This window comes from Microcoleus sp. S13C4, assembly GCF_036700865.1.
In the GTDB taxonomy this organism is placed as follows: domain Bacteria; phylum Cyanobacteriota; class Cyanobacteriia; order Cyanobacteriales; family Microcoleaceae; genus Microcoleus.
Genome location: NZ_JAUBPS010000041.1, coordinates 14,251 through 28,639, shown reverse-complemented (window position 1 = coordinate 28,639; position 14,389 = coordinate 14,251). Strand labels below are relative to the sequence as shown.

The window sequence follows — 14,389 nt, the reverse complement described above, 5'->3', positions numbered from 1 at the left end:
ACCGCAGAGGGCGCAGAGGACACAGAGAAAGAGAAGAGTGAGAGAATAATTCTGATGTCAACGGATTAGATATCAGCCCTTGGGTTTGGCTCAGGGCGAGAGATCGGAGCGGCGTTTCCCTTGCCTATATTTAGATGTTGATTGCGATCGCAGCCTGGGATTTAAACCTCTAAGGGAACAGTTTGCGTATTGGATAAATCCAAGGTACTCAATAATTTTTCTTTCCAATATTGCAAATCGCGATCGGTACGCCTGCGGGGACGGGGAAGATCGATATCTAGCTCGAGATGGATGCGTCCAGGGTTGCCGCGCATAACGATCGCGCGATCGCTTAAAATCAGTGCTTCTTCAACATCATGGGTGACAAGGATCATGGTCTGGCGATCGGATTGCCAAATTTCTAACAGACGATCCTGTAATTGCATTCTAGTAAAGGAATCGAGAGCACTAAAGGGTTCATCTAGCAATAAAATAGAAGGATTAGTGACGAGGGCACGCGCGATCGCCACCCGTTGAGCCATTCCTCCTGATAGTTGGCGCGGCAGCAAACGAGCAAAATCTTGTAATCCAACCTTAACTAGAGCATCACTTGCCCGTGCCCTGCGTTCATCCTTCGGTAAATGATGCAAACCAAACTGCACATTTTCCCAAACGGTTAACCAAGGCATCAGCCGAGGTTCTTGAAATATTACACCAATTTCTGGATGAGGTTTGTTAATGGGAATATCGTCAATTTGCACCTCTCCATAAGTTGGCAGATCTAATCCGGCAACTATCCGTAAAAGTGTACTTTTGCCGCAACCGCTCGTACCGATTAAACTAACAATCTCGCTGCGATTAACAGTTAAATTAAGAGACTCTAATCCTACAAAACCATTTTTAAATCGCTTATGCAGTCCTTCGATGAGTAGCATATATGTTTCCTCCTTGGCGTTTTGAATTAATGCTTGAAATTAATGCTTTAACTAAGGGTTGGAAGCGTGTACATCCTGCCAATGGAGTAGCCTATGCGATGCAAGACCAATAATTGAGTCAGTCATTTTTCCGAAAATCGCAAACAAAAGAATGCTGGCGAGGGTGATGGCGGGTCTTCCAGTCGCTTGCCCATCGATCAATAAGAAGCCTAAGCCCTGACTGGCTCCCATCAATTCAGCCGCCACGACAAACATCCAGCCCAAACCCAAGCCACTTCGCAAACCGACAATGTAGGCAGGCAATGTTGCGGGCAAGAACACACGACTGATAAGCTGCCAATCATTAAGTCTATAAATTTTGCCAACCTCAACCAATTTGCGATCGACATTCTGAATGCCGCTCATGAGATTTAAGTAAACGGGGAAGAAGACTCCAACGGCGATCAGAGCAATTTTAGAAGGCTCATGAATTCCCATCCAGAGGATGAATAGCGGCACCCATGCGAGGGAAGGAATGTTGCGGAGTGACTGCAAAAGTGGGTCGAGTAAATCGCGAATTAGGCAAGAATAGCCTGTTAATCCTCCTAGAATAGTGGCAAAAAATGTACCAATCAAGAAGCCAACAAAAACCCGATAGAGTGTAATGCTGATGTGCTGCCATAGTTCCCCTGCTGCACCGAGTTTCCAAACTGTTATGACAATATTTGAGGGAGCAGGTAACAAGTTAGGAGGAACAAAGCCAAACCTAGACAGACTTTCCCACAATATTAAGAGAAAGACTGGCAAGAGCAAGCCTTTTGCTCTGCCCAGACGACTGAGAAGTTGCCAAATATTACCTGTTTGTGCGCTTGAGATTGCGATCGCAAGTCTTTGTTCCATAACTTATTGCTAATTGCTTATTGCTAATTGCTAATTGCTAATTGCTAATTGCTACCTGCTAATTGCTAATTGCTAACTGCTGGAAGCGTAAGCTGTTACGCATTTAAAAATCACTAGCGAAGTAAGTAGGTACGTCAGATAGAACACTTACGCTTAAACGGGAAATACTTCGGACTGAGGCACCCTACAATCTGTTTTAAATGTTCAACAGCGTACCTCACTTGTTTAAGAATCACTATGTATCCAAAGCAGATGTTTTTTACTTAGGATTTTGCAATCTTTGCCACATACTGCGGATCGATTAAATTGTTAACTACTGTAATGACATCAACGGAATCCTCGATCACGCCGCTTTTTTTCAAGACATCCCCAGCAGCACTAACAACGGCTTTTTGTTCGTCACCAATCGATGAGTTTGATATATCGGTTCGCTCCTCTAATTGTTTAGTTGCTACCGCTTCTGTCAGCTTCGATGCTTTAATCACCACTTGCTTGAGTTCACTAGGATTTGCGATCGCCCATTTCCGTGCCTTCTCATAGGCGGTTAGCACTTGACTAACTTGTTCAGGATATTGTTTGGCAAATGCCTCGCGAACATTCAAAAAGCCTTGGCTAATTAGTTTAGTATCGCGGAAGAAAAGTTTCGAGCCTTTTTCTACTTCTGTCTGTGCCATAAATGGATCGAGACCAGCCCAGGCATCGACATCGCCTTTCTCAAGGGCAGCTTTACCGTCAGCGTGGGGCAAAGGCACAATTTCCACATCTTTGGTAGTCAAACCAACTTGATCCAAGGCACGCAACAAGAAAATAAACGGATCTGTTCCGCGCGTTGCTGCAACTTTCTTGCCTTTTAGATCGGCGACTTTTTGAATGGAAGAATTAGCCGTAGTTACTAATGCTGTCCATTCCGGCTTCGAGTAAACGTAAATAGATTTGATGGGATTGCCATTGGCTTTTGCAATCAGTGCGGAAGCACCAGAAGTCGAGCCAAAGTCAATGCTGCTGCCATTGAGAAACTCTAAGGCCTTGTTACTACCTTGACTGAGAACCCATTCGACTTTGATATTGGCTTTGGCTAAGTCTTCTTCTAGCCAGCCTTTCTCTTTGAGTACGAGACTGACAGGATTGTAGTAGGCATAATCTAAACGTACTACCGTAGGAACTGCCGTAGGAGATGAGCCTGAGGATGCTGCTGTAGTGTTAGTTCCAGGAGAGGAAGAATTACAGGCATTGACTAATAGCGATAGAAACAGCCCAGAAATAAAAAATAGCAGTAATCTACGTCTGGCAATGGCAAACCACTTGCTCATGATTGGTCTCCTCAATTCCTTGCTAAATGTCTCGTTTAATTAGGACTTACGCAGTTTATACTATAAGTCGATTGGTTTACCGTAGTATAGCTGAATTTTATCTTACAGCAAGGCACGCTCAAGATCAAGGGTTAAAAGACCAACTAGACTGTTGGTGGTGCTATGGGCAACTCCCTGGACAATATGGCGATCGCGCTCAATCAGCTTGATTAGCAAGGGGCGGTTAGCTGTTTTTAACAGGTGAGTCGCTACTATGAATTAGTGCTTTTCACGATCTCACCCTTATTGCAACTATGAGCCATTTAATTGAATACGAAAACGCCACTGATGAAGTACGCGCAGTGTATGACGACATTCGTGCGACACGCAAAACCGAGTACATCAACAACTTTTGGAAAGCGATCGCCAACCATCCGCCTACCCTGCAACGTACCTGGCAGAATGTGAAGGAGGTGATGACGGCTCCGGGAGAACTCGATCCCCTGACCCGCGAGTTAATCTACATTGCTGTCAGCGTTACAAATAATTGCCCATACTGCATTTCATCTCATACAGCCGGAGCGCGAGCCAAGGGAATGAATGATGCCATATTTGGGGAACTGATGGCGATCGTGGCAACCGCAAACGCTACCAATCGACTGGCAAATGGCTATCAAATTCCGGTGGATGAACAATTCAAATTATAAAAGGCTTTCCATCTTAACCACTTATAATCCATCTCTATGGCCACTGAATTAACAGTAGATGTTTCTCAGATTCCGGTTATCGATATTAGTTCGCTGGTATCGGATAATCGCCTAGATACTGTTGCAAACCAAATCCGACAAGCTTGCTGCGACACAGGTTTTTTTTACATTGTTGAGCATGGTGTAGACCAAGGCTTGCAAAACCGTTTGGAGCAACTGAGCCGTCAGTTTTTTGCTCTAGATTTAGAAACCAAAATGCAAATTCGGATGGCGCTGGGAGGTCGGGCATGGCGCGGCTACTTTCCGGTTGGAGGTGAACTGACGAATGGTAAACCAGATTTGAAAGAAGGAATTTATTTCGGATCGGAATTAAATCAAACCCATCCGGCTGTTCAAGCAGGTGTTCCCATGCACGGAGCAAACCTGTTTCCAGATATTCCTCTTTTTCGCGAAACAATACTAGAATATCTGGCGGTGATGACTCAACTAGGTCACGCAGTAATGGCTGGAATTGCCCTGAGTTTGAACTTAGAAGCATCTTACTTCCGCGATCGCTATACGACAGATCCCCTGATTTTATTTCGCATCTTCAACTATCCACCACAAAGCAATCCGCAAGGGCAATCCTGGGGAGTGGGAGAGCATACGGATTATGGTTTGCTCACGATTCTCAAGCAGGATGATTTAGGTGGGTTGCAAGTGAAGACACGCTCGGGCTGGATTGATGCACCGCCGATCGCCAACTCCTTTGTTTGTAACATTGGCGATATGCTCGATCGCCTCACAGGTGGACTTTATCGCTCTACTCCTCATCGAGTCAAGAATGTGTCAGGACAGGATCGCCTCTCATTTCCATTCTTCTTCGATCCCAATTTCAATGCTGAACTCCACCCGATTGACATCAAGGGAGCGATCGTCGATGACAACAAGAACGAACGTTGGGACAAAGCCAGCGTTCACGAGTTTCGCGGCACTTACGGCGATTATGTCCTCAACAAAGTTGCAAAGGTTTTTCCCCAATTGCGCCAGCAAGTTTTGTAAACAGTCACCCATTGGTGACAAGTTAAGGCTCAAAGCCAGTTGTCAAGGGGATTTTCGGAGGTAGCTCAAAGAAAAAAGGTTCTCCACTGCCGACATTATAACTCTAATGTCAACTGGGGCTTAAATCCCTGCCAGATGAAAGGATAAGAAGCAAGTTCTTATCCTTGGTAGTCAGCGATCGCTTTTTCCCCTATAACTACTGCAACTATTACCAGGGGAAGACACTCATCCACTTGGATAAATGATTTTATTTCAATCGCTGCTGGCTAGGCGATCGCGCTTATTCTAAATTCCCTGCTTTCTTAACAGCTTGTTTCAAGTCTTCAAAGGTAATATTACCCTCTTCATCTCGATACGTCGCTAGCAGTTCCGCGGGGCTAGTACCTGTTTCTGCTAAAATGACTGCATTTAACCCAGGACTTAAAAAAAGCTCATTACTCGATATTTTGCCATCTTGATCGCCATCCAAGGCATTAAAAAGAGATTGAAGCTCTTGCTCAGTTGCCATAATTTTCTATTTGAATTAGTTTTTTCAATTCAATATCCCATAATGTTGAAAAAGATGCAAGGAAAGTTACCTTTTACCCTGGCAGATACAAGCTGTTGCTGTCGTTTGGGCGTGTGCGTGTGGATACCTGGAAGTAGTCGCTACCGATTCATGCCCTAACGTCTGCTGCACCAACTGAATCGGCGCGTCCCTGTCTAGTGAATGCGAAGCGTGGGCGTGACGCAACCAATGGGGCTGACCTTTCCTGTAATCCCAGCGCGGTTCCCCAGCATCGTCTTCACCCCCGCTATTTGGAAGGTAGAAGATATCAGGTGTTTTGCTTTATCCAACATTTACCCACAAGCGGGGATTTTTAATTACCTGGTTTCCAAACTACTTCTTCAACTTTGAGCTGCTTGGGAATTAAGCCGAGTTCAAAAAAAGTATCCGCAATTTCCTGTTGCTCGGCAACCATATCAGCTTGGATCGGTTCAAATCCATAACTCCGCCGTCGAGTTACTACATCTAAGATAGAAGCATCAATTTTCAGAATGGGAGCGAGGATCTTAGTTACTTCTGCGGGATTCGCATCGGCCCAAGTCGCTACTGCTTGAGTTTCTTCTCTAATTGCCTCAATGATTTTGGCATTCGACCCAGCAAATGACTTATTAGCTAAGTAAAAATCTCGGTTAGCTGCTAGTCCTTTACTATCTTTAACAACACGAACATCTCTTGGCGCTTGAGCTGCTGCATAAAACGGGTCCCAAATTACCCAAGCATCTACGTTACCTTGTTGGAAGGCAGCTCTGGCATCGGCTGGTGTCAGGTTAGCAGGCTTAATCTCAGTCCATTTTATCCCTGCGGATTTCAGTGCTTTTGCTAACAGGTAATTGGCGCTTGAACCTTTTGTAAAAGCTATTTTCTTACCCCGCAAATCTGCAAGGGTTTGAATTGCCGAATTAGCAGGAACTAAAATACCTGAACTGCGGTCTTTGGGGGCGCTACCGCCAATGTAAAGCAGGGGTGCGTTAGCAGCCTGGGCAAAGACTGGAGGAGCGTCCCCGGTGCGGCCGATGTCGATGCTGCCGGCGTTTAGCGCTTCCAACATCGGGGGGCCTGACTGAAATTCTTTCCACTCAACGGATATGCCTAGAGGCTGCAAGCGTTTCTCTAACCCGCCTCTGGCTTTGACTAGGGTGAATGGATCTAATTTCTGATGGCCGATGCGGACTACCTGAGCTTGAGCTGCTGCGGGGGAAGCGGCGGGGCTTGCAGATCCCGTAGGGGTGGGAGTATTGCAGGAGGCGATCGCCCAATTTAAGCTGATTCCCAATAGAAATAGCGCTGCTAGGGAAAGGTGCGATCGCCATAATTGAGCAAGGAATGAAATCAGTCTTTTGAGCATACACAATAGTATTGTTTGGTGGTAACTTTCCGATCAGAGACTTCCAACTAATTCGGGTTTGCCAGTTTGCAGGACACCAACAAACTCTTGCAACTGCGATCGCAATCCTTGTTCTGTTTCCTCTTCAAGTTGTACGCTGGTTTCGTCATAACTTTTGATTTGGGTGTCTAAAACATAGACACCAGACAAGATATGACTAGCGCCCAGCTCGGATAACACTGGCTTAAGGGCGTAGTTAATTGCTAATAAGTGACCCAGCGTACCTCCTGTGGCAATGGGGAGAATAACTTTGCCAGCCAAACTTTTTTGCGGGAGCAAATCTAAGTAAGCCTTGAGTACGCCTGTGTAGGCTGCTTTGTAAACAGGTGTGGCGATGATGATGCCCTTGGCTTCTGCTACTAAATCGTTGACTGCTTTTAAGTCTGGACTCGCAAATTGCCCGTAAATTAAGACCTCTGGCGGGAGATCGCGGACGTTGATAGATGCCGTACTTAGTCCCTCTTTCTCGACAGCGCGGCGGGCGTATTCCAGCAGGGCAAAGGAGCGGGATGGATGAGACGGGCTACCTGCGATCGCAACAACATTAGGCATTTAATAGTCCTCCTATTTTTGACTCATTTAAAAATGAACGATTTACGGTTTCGCTAGTAAATACGGTAAATTCGTAGATTTACCGTAGTTTACAGCTAGTAAGCTAGCACGGTCACTTTTAAAAAGCAAGTAAGTGGAGATGTAAAGTTTGATAACTCTTATCTAAATTTTGCGAGATCGCCAATCTCGGCGGGAATCAACTGTCAGGTTTTTTCTCCCAAATACAGCATAATCCCACCGAACTCAAAAACAGAACCTTTACAGGAAGCGGGTTTGCTTGTTCTTAACAATTATTTATCAACGCCGCAGAAGTTGAGCGAAAAATTATCTTGCTTTTTGTAGATACCTATGCAATAATCGTGTTCAATCAAAATCTACTGTAATTTGACTGACTTACAGTAGATTAAATTTAGAAATGCTAATCTGCTATTGACCAGCACCGGTGAGTAGGAGACGAATTGGCATTTGCTCAACAGCCACCTTAGACAGCCAAAAAGGTTTTGAGCCTGGGGCATAGATCGCGATATGGAGGTTTTTTAGAATGGAATCACGACTCTCAGGAATAGGTCTAGAATTAGTAGAACTCCAGAAATCATTTGGAAATATTAAAATTTTGCGGAATATCAACATAGAAATAAATCCCGGAGAATTTGTAGCAATTGTAGGTCGCAGCGGATGTGGTAAAAGTACCTTACTGCGCTTAATAGCCGGACTAGAAGTTCCCACTCAAGGCACTGTCTTTCTAGATGGAAAGCCGTCCCGCAAACTCAACTCTAAAGTGACAATGATGTTTCAGGATGCACGGCTACTACCTTGGCAAAAAGTGGTGGCAAATGTGAAATTAGGGCTACTCACGGCCAAAGAAAACACGCACTACAAAGCGATGGAAGTCCTTCAGGCGGTAGGGCTTGGCGATCGCGCCAACGATTGGCCGGCGGTACTCTCCGGCGGTCAAAAGCAAAGAGTTTCTTTAGCAAGAGCCCTCGCCTGCCAACCTGATTTACTGCTGCTTGATGAACCCCTCGGCGCGTTGGATGCTTTGACTCGCATTGAGATGCAGCAATTGTTAGAAAATTTATGGCAAGAAAAAGGATTTACCGCGCTACTGATCACTCATGACGTAGAAGAAGCAGTGGTGCTAGCTGACCGAGTTATTTTAATAGAAAATGGTCAGATTGCAATGGACTGTTCTATTGATATGCCGCGACCCAGGCAGAGAGGAAATGCTCTATTTGCGGCGAAAGTAGAGGCGATTTTGCAGCGCGTTATGGGTCAAAAAGAAAGTAGCAAAGATGCAGAGAAAGTTGCCATAGGTAGGTACAAAAAACCCAACAACTATGTAAAGATAAGTAAATACGGATAACGGATCTATCAAGGTAACTCAGATATGGGCGCTCGTTTAAGAACTTTTCTGACTCGCGAGCTCTTCGTCAGCTAATCCGATGCACCCGGATTTGATATCACTCGCAGATCCTAAATTCCGATCGATACTTTACCGTTCCGCTGCAATCCTCCAAAGCTCCACTTTCTAACTCCAACACCATAAAAGCTTCATCGGGTACATCATATTCACATTTCAAGCTCTTTCGGCTAGCAGGAATAAACCCAAAACGCGAATAGAAATCTTGATGACCAAGCACAACCACTGCCTGAAATCCCGATCGCCCGCACTCTTTTAAACCTTCCCGAATCAGCAGCGTTCCTATACCTTGCCGCTGATAGTTGGGTAGAACTGCGACTGGTGCCAACCCCAGAATCGACAAATTTTTAGAACCTTTCCCTTCAACCGCAACTGGACTGAAGAAAATTTGTCCGACAATGCGATCGGATTGTACGGCAACGAATGAAAATGTAGATGCAATTCCCCGCAATCGATCGACTAAGTTTGCCTCATTTTATCGCCCGAAGGCCACAATATTGACGTTGCGAACGGCTTCTAAATCTTCTGGCTTTTCGGTACGGATTTCCATAGCTTAGATTGATTAAGGGAGTAAAAACTTACAACTCTTCAATAGTAACCAGTCCACCTTCTGTAAACTGCACAACCAGTTCATATCCATCCAGCAAAGCAGTTCCAAGTAGCGGTCTTGCTCCTGTTGCAAGTACGCGAACATCTCGCTCCTCTGCATTCCAAAGAATCGTAGCGGTATGTACCGGAAGCACTACGTTGCTATTGTCAGCCAGATTCGCACGCATATTGTACTCAAAAGGCAACCCCAAGATGGATACAACTTCCAGAGGTAAGCAGAGAAAGTCGGTAAATCCTGTGTCTATCACAAATTCAATTGTAACGTCGGGTCGATCCGGCCGACGAAATGGTACAGAAACCGTCGCGTGCCTATCGATTACGATTCCGGAAATCACTCTGAAACCCGCTCCATCACTCCACCGATTGCAGCGGCAACCTTGTACCCAATCCGAATCCCAAATAACCGACAGTTGGGATTCTTTTTCCGCAACTGCCGTGCTGATTCTAAACCCATTTTGTCTACTGCGTAATCCCCTGTTTCGATATCAATGATGACCATTTTGCCGATATTCTCTTCTCGCTCTACTTCTTGACGGATTTGCTCATCGTAGAGCTTCTGGGCACGCCTTGCAACTTCTTCGCTGCCCAGCAGAATGGAGCTTTGCATATTCCACCTTTCGATCGCGATATTAATCAAATTATAGCGCCCCTAAAGCCTTTTTCCTCTTTTTGAGCTATGTACTTTTGGCAACCAATGATGCAACCACTGACAGATTACTGCCAAATCGCTGCCAAAGTCGATCGCTTCCAATCTTTAGGGCCGATGCGGAACCGCTTAACTGTCATTATTGCGGTACAAGCCGACCGGAAGACAATCGCTTAATGCCCTCCATCGCTGTAGTTTCTCCGGCTTTGTCACCGCCCTCACGAGCAATTTTTAAAGCTCCCTCGTAGGATTCGAGAGCTTGAGCATTTTGACCGAGACTTTCATGAATTGCGCCCATATTGTTGAGCAAGCGTCCGATACTTGTCTTGTCGCCGATTGCTTCTAACATCGGTATTGCTTGCTGAAAATAGATCAGCGCTTGAGTATCTTTGCCGAGTTTGCGAGAGGTAAGTGCCATGTTGTTGAGGAGGCGGCCGACGCCAGCCCTGTCTCCGATTTCCCGGCGAATTGCTAAAGCTTGGTGGTAAAATTCCATTGCTCTATTAAAGTCGCCGATGTTGTAGTAGACGCCACCCATGTTATTGAGGGTACGGCCTAAATCGCGCCGATCGCCCGATGCCGTGCGAATCGTCCGCGCTTGCTGGTAAAATTCGATCGCCTTGGCGTAATTGACCTGTTCTGCGTACACCGCCGCGATGTTGTGGAGAGATTCTCCAATTTCAATTTGGTCGTTAGCAGTTTTGGCAAGTTCCAAAGCTTCTTGGTGCAGTTTCATAGCTTCGGAAAAATTGTCCCCAATCCGATTGACGAAACCTAGGAGATTGAGAGTGCGCGCGATACGAGGCCCTTTGCCGATTTCTCGGTGAATGACTAAAGCTTCCCGCAAAACTTCCAAAGCTTTGGGCTGCGAACCCATTTCGGCGTAAACTTCCCCCATATTATTAAGGGTTTCTCCGGTTCCTGGTTTGTCACCTAGTTGCTTGCGAATTGCCAAAACTTGCTCAAAAGTCTCGATTGCTTCTCGAAACAAACCCTCGCGGTGCTGTTTTACTCCTGTTTCAAATAGTTCGTCTGCTTGGGTTTTGGGGTCAGTTGCCTGAGCGCGATCGCTCGCTTGGGTGCGCCTCGCATTTATAATTGGGGCATAAGCCCGAGCGTCTGAAATTGCCACCAGGCTGAGTGCGGGCGATAAGACAATACTTAGAGCGGCGAGATAGCTGAAGTGATAAGAGCGGCAGGGCACCGATCGAGTCCTCCAATAGCTAAGTGATAACTATTAAGATAGAGCTTTTTGGGGTGTTCCTGCCGAATTTTTTCTCAATCTCTAGGTTCTGACTGGGTTTTTGTCTTGCCAGACTGCTAGAATCAGCGGCATATTGTTGAGAGCGGATATGAGAGCAATGTTTCTGCTGGGTGGAAGCGATGCTTTTTCAGAACTTTGCAAGATGATGTCCTGTTGGTCAAGCGTAATCCAAGCAGTTCCTGACAAAACTTGAATTTCTCGATGAGTTTGAGGCAATTTGTATACCTCGTTTTCCATCAAAATAATGCGATCCTCTTCGAGGGCTCCGCTAACGGGCGCTGCACATTCGGAAGATATTTGAAGCATAGCATCTCCTACTTGGTAATTGGTAATTGCTAATTGGTAATTGCTAATCGAGGACTGTATTTCACTTCATTTCCAGGCAACCCACACAATACTATTGGCAATAACGCCGATCGAGCCAAGCGCGCATTTCACCCTCCGTTGCCACGCAGGTAGAACGACCTGTAGCTCGATCGCAACCGTGCCACCAAGTGTTACCATAGCGATCGCAAGTCTGCCAAATTCTCAGTTCCTCCTCACCAGAAATGAGGTAGAGGAAAAACTGCCCAATTTGATTTATAGCTGAAAAGAGAGATTGCCCTTTCTGTTTTTCGGATGTTTTAGGTCGAACTGCAATCGAAAAAAAACTCATTATTCGGGGGTTGATCCAATTTTTGTAAGTAGACATAGCCAACACCTTAAAGTGATAAACTCTACAAAATTTGCACCTATAAAATTACAAAAAATAGCTTTTAACGGCAATATTTCCATCGCAATTACAGCACAATATTGTTGTCGTGCAAGTCCTGTAAAAATCTATCTGTTACCTGATAAATTAACCTTAACTCTGGGGCAATTGACAATCAAAGCATTGCTTGCATAGGTTGTATGAATAAAATCGATATATCGAAGCCCTTGTGACAATTTGGGTACTACTGGCACAAACGCTATGAACGAAATCAATACGCGGCGGATGAAACTCTCTCAGATTCAAGCTTTGATAGCTGTAGCAGACTGTGAAAACTTTAGCGAGGCGGCTTTGCAATTGGAACTGTCCCAATCCGCCGTCAGCCACGCCATCGCCTCTTTAGAAACAGAATTGGGAGTGCAATTGTTCCACCGGGGGCGACACGGTGCTCAACTGACGCCAGTGGGGGAAAGGGTAGTGAGTCACGGGCGTCAAATAGCCGACGCCTTAGAAATGATGGTCAAAGAAGCGGATTTAGAAAAAGGTTTGCAGGGAGGCCAGGTACGGATAGTTACTTTTCGGAGTGTCGCAACTCATATCCTACCGGGTATTATTGCTAAATTTCGCAGTTGCTTTCCCAAGATTGCGGTTAGCATTACCGAAGTTTATTATACCCAAGCTGTGGAAGAGGCTTTGCGATCGGGCAAAGCAGACATCGGCTTTGTCTCTCTTCCCATCTCGGATGAATTTGAAACTAGAGAAATTTTGCGGGATAAATATGTTGTGTTGCTGCCACCAACTGCCAAATTGTCAAGCGATCAGATTACATGGAAAGAATTAGCCGCTTATCCGTTGATTTTGCAGCCGGCGGAAACTGCTTGTTCTGTACCGCTTCGCAAATATTTGATAACTTCGGGGTTTCCCTTAAATATCGCTTACGAACTCAGCGAAGATTCAACTATTGTCAGCATGGTGATGCAAGGTTTGGGTGCAGCAATTCTGCCCCGTTTGGCGGCGGAACCGATACCTGCTGAGGTGAAAGTTTGTAATTTTCCTGTGGCTTTTGAAAGGGTAATTGGGGTGGCTGTTTTGAGGGATGGGTTGTTGATTCCGGCCGTGTTTGCGTTTTTGGATTTAGTTAAAAGTGCGGCAGAGGTTGATAGTGAGGGCGATTTTCCGATTAATCCTTCATGAGAAACCTAAGTCAGTTGTTATTGGTTATTCGTTAGATTGAGTTTTTTTAACCGCAGATATCAGCAGATGAACACAGATGGGATTTTATCTGCGTATATCTGCGTTCACCTGCGGTTAAAAAATCTCGCATAAAATAGTACGATCGCTTATTTACTGCTAATGCGCTTAGCTACAAGACTAGAACTGTCCCCTTGGTGGAATTTGATTCGACCGTCTACCGAGTTTTTATCCTGTAATTTGAGCCAACCGCTACCAAATGCAGGATCGTTCTCGTCATTACCGTCCCATGTAAACTCAAATCGCTGATCCTTTCCATCTTTTACGACTTCGCCGTCAATGTCACCTGATACTAAACCGAATTGAAATTCTCCTGAACCTGTGGGTTCAATCTCGATATAGGCTTCAACTTCCATGTCCAAGTAATCACTATCCCACATTGCCATCTCTGTGATCCGCCATTTGCCGCTATATTGCATTTCTTTCATCCTCCACTTGTATTAATATTCGTCATCTCTCTCACCCAGTTGCGGAAATTCACCTCCGCTTCTACTTCATCTAGCTGCGCTGCTGCCAAGAATTCGTAGAACTTTTCCTTGGGCACGATCGGAAAAGTGGGGCTGACAGATACTTCCAAATACTCATCGTTCTCTAGCTGATAAATTCGCCATTCTCTACCATTGTACCGCCAAAACTCCGGTACTCCCATACTGGCATAGAGAGCTGGCTTATCAATATCAGTATGGGTGATATCTACTTCTACGACTAAATCGGGTGCTGGATCTGTGGCTATATCTACTGTACGACCGGCTACGAGGGGCTGATTTTGGATGTAATAGGCATTATCTGGTTCTGCACCGCGCTCTAAGTCTGATCGATCGAGGGTTGTCGAACCCATTGTTTTGATTTTTAAACCTAGCTCTACAGCCAAAATAATAATCAGTCGTTCGATTAAGCGTGCTGAAAATTCGTGTTCTTCTAAAGGCATGGTAATTTCTAAAATCCCCCGGTCGAATATCAATGTAGCCGCTCGGTTATCGCCTAAAATCTGTAGCAGTTGTTGATAACCCTGCCAAGTAATATTTCTCAACACTACTCGCTTTTCGCCTATGAGTAACGGTGGTGCGATCGGCGCAACAGAAATCATATGTTTACTTCCAGCTATGATATTTCTAGAATAACAAAGAAACAGGCAAGATGCCTGTTCCACAACTAACCAATTATTGAACAGGCAAGATGCCTGTTCCACAACTAA

The 14,389-nt window shown here is 45.3% G+C and carries 20 protein-coding genes; 5 read left to right on the top strand and 15 right to left on the bottom strand.

What is annotated here, in order from left to right; genetic code table 11:
* Positions 1-161: 161 nt before the first annotated feature.
* The 3 genes from QT996_RS17875 to QT996_RS17865 form a co-directional block, all read right to left on the bottom strand.
* The gene (locus tag QT996_RS17875; protein ID WP_333048055.1) at positions 162-914 is read right to left on the bottom strand and encodes an ABC transporter ATP-binding protein; all 753 of its coding nucleotides are present in this window, start codon (positions 912-914) and stop codon (positions 162-164) included.
* A 51-nt stretch (positions 915-965) separates the two neighbouring features.
* On the bottom strand, positions 966-1,793 hold the full coding sequence (locus tag QT996_RS17870; protein ID WP_333048054.1) for an ABC transporter permease: 828 nt from the start codon (positions 1,791-1,793) through the stop codon (positions 966-968).
* 263 nt (positions 1,794-2,056) lie between these two features.
* Positions 2,057-3,103 carry an aliphatic sulfonate ABC transporter substrate-binding protein gene (locus QT996_RS17865; RefSeq protein WP_333048053.1) on the bottom strand — a complete coding sequence of 349 codons (1,047 nt, stop codon included), beginning with the start codon at positions 3,101-3,103 and terminating at the stop codon, positions 2,057-2,059.
* A 293-nt stretch (positions 3,104-3,396) separates the two neighbouring features.
* On the opposite strand from QT996_RS17865, the gene QT996_RS17860 reads away from it, so the two are divergent.
* Complete coding sequence (locus QT996_RS17860) at positions 3,397-3,789, top strand: carboxymuconolactone decarboxylase family protein (protein WP_333048052.1); 393 nt, start codon at positions 3,397-3,399, stop codon at positions 3,787-3,789.
* Positions 3,790-3,825: 36 nt separating this feature from the next.
* On the top strand, positions 3,826-4,830 hold the full coding sequence (locus QT996_RS17855) for a 2-oxoglutarate and iron-dependent oxygenase domain-containing protein (protein ID WP_333048051.1): 1,005 nt from the start codon (positions 3,826-3,828) through the stop codon (positions 4,828-4,830).
* Between the two features lie 280 nt (positions 4,831-5,110).
* Here the strand turns inward: QT996_RS17855 and QT996_RS17850 are convergent, their stop codons facing one another.
* From QT996_RS17850 to ssuE, 4 genes are all read right to left on the bottom strand, one after another.
* On the bottom strand, positions 5,111-5,338 hold the full coding sequence (locus QT996_RS17850; protein WP_172190219.1) for an EF-hand domain-containing protein: 228 nt from the start codon (positions 5,336-5,338) through the stop codon (positions 5,111-5,113).
* Between the two features lie 66 nt (positions 5,339-5,404).
* Positions 5,405-5,563 carry a tyrosine-type recombinase/integrase gene (locus QT996_RS17845; RefSeq protein ID WP_333048050.1) on the bottom strand — a complete coding sequence of 53 codons (159 nt, stop codon included), beginning with the start codon at positions 5,561-5,563 and terminating at the stop codon, positions 5,405-5,407.
* Between the two features lie 127 nt (positions 5,564-5,690).
* Positions 5,691-6,722 carry a sulfonate ABC transporter substrate-binding protein gene (locus QT996_RS17840; RefSeq protein ID WP_333048049.1) on the bottom strand — a complete coding sequence of 344 codons (1,032 nt, stop codon included), beginning with the start codon at positions 6,720-6,722 and terminating at the stop codon, positions 5,691-5,693.
* 33 nt (positions 6,723-6,755) lie between these two features.
* Positions 6,756-7,313, bottom strand: a complete 558-nt coding sequence (ssuE, locus tag QT996_RS17835; RefSeq protein ID WP_333048048.1) for an NADPH-dependent FMN reductase — start codon at positions 7,311-7,313, stop codon at positions 6,756-6,758.
* Between the two features lie 541 nt (positions 7,314-7,854).
* On the opposite strand from ssuE, the gene QT996_RS17830 reads away from it, so the two are divergent.
* Entirely contained in the window at positions 7,855-8,676 is an 822-nt protein-coding gene (locus QT996_RS17830) for an ATP-binding cassette domain-containing protein (RefSeq protein ID WP_333048047.1), read from the top strand.
* A gap of 97 nt (positions 8,677-8,773) precedes the next feature.
* Here the strand turns inward: QT996_RS17830 and QT996_RS17825 are convergent, their stop codons facing one another.
* The 6 genes from QT996_RS17825 to QT996_RS17800 all read right to left on the bottom strand — a co-directional run bounded on the left by QT996_RS17825 (position 8,774) and on the right by QT996_RS17800 (position 11,907).
* Entirely contained in the window at positions 8,774-9,184 is a 411-nt protein-coding gene (locus tag QT996_RS17825; RefSeq protein ID WP_333048046.1) for an N-acetyltransferase, read from the bottom strand.
* Between the two features lie 127 nt (positions 9,185-9,311).
* Positions 9,312-9,677 (bottom strand): clan AA aspartic protease, encoded by a 366-nt coding sequence (locus QT996_RS17820; RefSeq protein ID WP_333048045.1) that lies wholly within the window; start codon positions 9,675-9,677, stop codon positions 9,312-9,314.
* Positions 9,674-9,949, bottom strand: coding sequence for a hypothetical protein (locus QT996_RS17815; protein ID WP_333048044.1), 276 nt, complete (start codon positions 9,947-9,949; stop codon positions 9,674-9,676). Before QT996_RS17815 ends, QT996_RS17820 begins: the two co-directional genes overlap by 4 nt.
* 178 nt (positions 9,950-10,127) lie before the next feature.
* On the bottom strand, positions 10,128-11,192 hold the full coding sequence (locus QT996_RS17810) for a tetratricopeptide repeat protein (RefSeq protein WP_333048043.1): 1,065 nt from the start codon (positions 11,190-11,192) through the stop codon (positions 10,128-10,130).
* 81 nt (positions 11,193-11,273) lie between these two features.
* Positions 11,274-11,558 carry a hypothetical protein gene (locus QT996_RS17805; protein ID WP_333048042.1) on the bottom strand — a complete coding sequence of 95 codons (285 nt, stop codon included), beginning with the start codon at positions 11,556-11,558 and terminating at the stop codon, positions 11,274-11,276.
* A gap of 91 nt (positions 11,559-11,649) precedes the next feature.
* Entirely contained in the window at positions 11,650-11,907 is a 258-nt protein-coding gene (locus QT996_RS17800; RefSeq protein ID WP_333048041.1) for a hypothetical protein, read from the bottom strand.
* 51 nt (positions 11,908-11,958) lie between these two features.
* Between QT996_RS17800 and QT996_RS17795 the strand changes: the two genes are divergently transcribed.
* Positions 11,959-12,138 (top strand): hypothetical protein, encoded by a 180-nt coding sequence (locus tag QT996_RS17795; protein ID WP_333048040.1) that lies wholly within the window; start codon positions 11,959-11,961, stop codon positions 12,136-12,138.
* Between the two features lie 66 nt (positions 12,139-12,204).
* The gene (locus QT996_RS17790) at positions 12,205-13,137 is read left to right on the top strand and encodes a LysR family transcriptional regulator (protein WP_333048039.1); all 933 of its coding nucleotides are present in this window, start codon (positions 12,205-12,207) and stop codon (positions 13,135-13,137) included.
* A 146-nt stretch (positions 13,138-13,283) separates the two neighbouring features.
* On the opposite strand, the gene QT996_RS17785 is transcribed toward QT996_RS17790, so the two are convergent.
* A complete protein-coding gene (locus tag QT996_RS17785) occupies positions 13,284-13,622 on the bottom strand; it encodes a hypothetical protein (protein WP_333048038.1) in 339 nt (112 codons plus the stop codon).
* Positions 13,619-14,281 (bottom strand): Uma2 family endonuclease, encoded by a 663-nt coding sequence (locus tag QT996_RS17780; RefSeq protein WP_333048037.1) that lies wholly within the window; start codon positions 14,279-14,281, stop codon positions 13,619-13,621. Before QT996_RS17780 ends, QT996_RS17785 begins: the two co-directional genes overlap by 4 nt.
* Positions 14,282-14,389: the final 108 nt, after the last annotated feature.

Excerpts from the sequence above, each read along its gene's own strand:
- QT996_RS17875 (WP_333048055.1), bottom strand. The coding sequence starts at position 914 with ATGCTACTCATCGAAGGACTGCATAAGCGATTTAAAAATGGTTTTGTA.
- QT996_RS17870 (WP_333048054.1), bottom strand. The coding sequence starts at position 1,793 with ATGGAACAAAGACTTGCGATCGCAATCTCAAGCGCACAAACAGGTAAT.
- QT996_RS17865 (WP_333048053.1), bottom strand. The coding sequence starts at position 3,103 with ATGAGCAAGTGGTTTGCCATTGCCAGACGTAGATTACTGCTATTTTTT.
- QT996_RS17860 (WP_333048052.1), top strand. The coding sequence starts at position 3,397 with ATGAGCCATTTAATTGAATACGAAAACGCCACTGATGAAGTACGCGCA.
- QT996_RS17855 (WP_333048051.1), top strand. The coding sequence starts at position 3,826 with ATGGCCACTGAATTAACAGTAGATGTTTCTCAGATTCCGGTTATCGAT.
- QT996_RS17850 (WP_172190219.1), bottom strand. The coding sequence starts at position 5,338 with ATGGCAACTGAGCAAGAGCTTCAATCTCTTTTTAATGCCTTGGATGGC.
- QT996_RS17840 (WP_333048049.1), bottom strand. The coding sequence starts at position 6,722 with ATGCTCAAAAGACTGATTTCATTCCTTGCTCAATTATGGCGATCGCAC.
- ssuE (WP_333048048.1), bottom strand. The coding sequence starts at position 7,313 with ATGCCTAATGTTGTTGCGATCGCAGGTAGCCCGTCTCATCCATCCCGC.
- QT996_RS17830 (WP_333048047.1), top strand. The coding sequence starts at position 7,855 with ATGGAATCACGACTCTCAGGAATAGGTCTAGAATTAGTAGAACTCCAG.
- QT996_RS17815 (WP_333048044.1), bottom strand. The coding sequence starts at position 9,949 with ATGCAAAGCTCCATTCTGCTGGGCAGCGAAGAAGTTGCAAGGCGTGCC.
- QT996_RS17805 (WP_333048042.1), bottom strand. The coding sequence starts at position 11,558 with ATGCTTCAAATATCTTCCGAATGTGCAGCGCCCGTTAGCGGAGCCCTC.
- QT996_RS17800 (WP_333048041.1), bottom strand. The coding sequence starts at position 11,907 with ATGAGTTTTTTTTCGATTGCAGTTCGACCTAAAACATCCGAAAAACAG.
- QT996_RS17790 (WP_333048039.1), top strand. The coding sequence starts at position 12,205 with ATGAACGAAATCAATACGCGGCGGATGAAACTCTCTCAGATTCAAGCT.
- QT996_RS17785 (WP_333048038.1), bottom strand. The coding sequence starts at position 13,622 with ATGAAAGAAATGCAATATAGCGGCAAATGGCGGATCACAGAGATGGCA.
- QT996_RS17780 (WP_333048037.1), bottom strand. The coding sequence starts at position 14,281 with ATGATTTCTGTTGCGCCGATCGCACCACCGTTACTCATAGGCGAAAAG.